At 33.4% G+C, this 2422-nt stretch carries 3 protein-coding genes; all 3 read right to left on the reverse strand.

The annotated features are described in order from the left end of the window. Nucleotides 1-491: hypothetical protein (locus ENL20_11095; GenBank protein ID HHE39097.1), on the reverse strand; the 491-nt coding region annotated here is incomplete at its 3' end. Between the two features lie 181 nt (nt 492-672). After that, nucleotides 673-1614 (reverse strand): hypothetical protein, encoded by a 942-nt coding sequence (locus ENL20_11100; GenBank protein ID HHE39098.1) that lies wholly within the window; start codon nt 1612-1614, stop codon nt 673-675. A gap of 229 nt (nt 1615-1843) precedes the next feature. Then, nucleotides 1844-2422 (reverse strand): energy transducer TonB (locus ENL20_11105; GenBank protein ID HHE39099.1); only part of this gene is annotated, 579 nt, incomplete at its 5' end.

Consider the following 2422-nt stretch of genomic DNA (forward strand, 5'->3'; position numbering starts at 1 on the left):
CTTTCACCAAGCCATCTTAATAACTCTCCCTGATTAAAACTTTCACCTTGTCCATCCACAATCTTGAATAGTGATAAAAGGGTAACAACAAGCCTACCTTTATTCGCAAGATACATATCATGAGCTGTGAACATTGCAGTTTTGCCTTCCCAGATAAAACCGGGTTTTTCAGTAGTGAAGTATTGCTCACCTTTTATATTGATCCAATCTTTTTTAGGATCAGTTTTGAATTGTCCATTGTGTATCAATCTAACACAACTGATGTAAGGTTGTCCATCTTTCAAAACATGTTTGAAGTATCGTTGAACCGGTTCTGGCAAGCCATCTAACTGTTCATAGCTAAATGTTCTGTTGGAAATATCTCCTGATAGAGAAAAAAGTTCAGCCACCTCTTTGTTGTGTTGGTTGGATAGAATTATTTTTCCTGTTAATATGGCAATTACAATAATTGAAATTATTGATAATAAAATTGTCATGATTGTTATCCTCATACTTTTTCCTAAAAACTATATCCAATCATCAATTGAATAGATTTACCATCTGTTGAGATCTGTTCAGGCTCAAAGCTATCAACTTTCGGATTCCAGGAAAAGTTCAGGTAAATACTCATATGATCGTAATTTCTTTGATAAGAAAGAAACCTGGTCCAATTTTCATTTTCCCAATTATATGTTACAATTGTTGAGATATTATCAAATAGTCCGATAGGATAATCAGCGATATGGCGGATGATTCTGTTTTATAGCTACTTTCATAAAAATCATTTTCTGAATTTGAATAAACAAAATGTTCTCCCAGAACATGAATTCCATTTCCGAGATTAATAGTATAATCTGCTCCAAATGTAAGAAATTTTTCCCAGTTCGGAGTAAAATTATCTTTGCTGAATTTAGATGCTACAACTTCAAGCCATAAACCGATTTGAAAATCCCAGCGAGCATCGATGCCAAATCTGTTTTCAAGAGTATTACCAAATTCAAGTTCTCTGTGATGAAAGGAAAACGCAGTTTCACAAAATTCAAAAGGATATTGAATTCTGCCACCAAATTCGTAACCGTACTCTTTTGAAGCAAATGATTCCAAACCTTTAAGTTCATCTTTGGCATAGATTCCCCAGAGCCATAAATTTGCATTGTTCAGAAAAAAATAACGAAGAAGTAATGATGTAACTCCATCCGTTTCTACTAAAAGATCTTGCGGATCTATCTGGTCAAACCATTTGAGAGAACGAAGCAAAAAGGCAGGTCCGTAATTTATCTGCTGCAATCCGAGACGAATCTCGAATTTTTCCGCATTCAATCTTATCCAACTTCGATAAAAATCCGCAGCAGTTTCGGAAAATGTTTTAGCATCGTTTTTGATATTTTGAAAACTTAAATCAGCGGTAGTTTCCAAATCAATTGAGAAAGATTTATTTTGGAAAATCTCAAGATAGATTTCCGGTTTATAAGAAATTCCGAGATGATATTGTTGAGAACTTTTTTTTTCGAAAAGATTGAGCCAGGTTTTGATATCATTTTTGAGAGTAAGAGAATTTACTGGATTGAAATACAATACAAAAAGTGTAAGAATCAGAGTGATTTTCTTTTTTGAATGCTCTTTTATCTCAATCAAACTCGTTATTTTTTCCATTGGTTGTATAATAATTTTTGGAAAAAATCCGGCAAGATATTTTTCAATTTAATAGATAAAAGACGATCATATTGTTTCGTTAATATTTTGAAAGTTTAAGATTTACTAATGAGGACATTAGATATTCGACATTCATTTAAAGCAAATGCTTAATTTGAATGATTTATTAGACATATCAATGTCGAGTAGGATATTGCCTTATTAGTACTAATCACTCCAACGCAAATTTAACAGGAAATTTAATCCAGCATCTTACCGCTTCTCCATCTTTCAAAGCCGGCTCGAACTTCCATTCTTTGACTGCAGCGATACTGCTTTTTTCCAATAATTCACTTCCAGTCGAATTTTCTACAATCAAAACTTCACCGACTTCTCCATCGATTTGAACTTCTACTTCCAGCCAGATTTGTCCTTCCGAACCTTTGTCTTTTTCGGTTTTTGGAAATTCAGGATTTACAATTTTCAATGGTTTGGGGGCAATATCATAAACAACGAATTTAGTAGAATCTACTTTCGATTTAACCAGCAGCGAATCATCCACAGCATACAGTAATCCAGCGATAACTAAAAAGACCAGCATCAATTTTTGAGCAACTTTTAACTTCAACATCTTCTCCTCCTTTCGATTTAAAATATAATCAAACCTTTGTAAAATCGTCTTTTTTGAAAAAACGAAACCGTTCATAAAAGCAAATCTCGTTTTAAGAACTAAACAATTTTCCAAGTTTGCTAAAACGCATTTTCCATAAGCAAGTGAATTTTCTCGGCTCGCTCTCATCGCCATTTCATC

The organism is Candidatus Cloacimonadota bacterium (genome assembly GCA_011372345.1).
GTDB lineage: Bacteria > Cloacimonadota > Cloacimonadia > Cloacimonadales > TCS61 > DRTC01.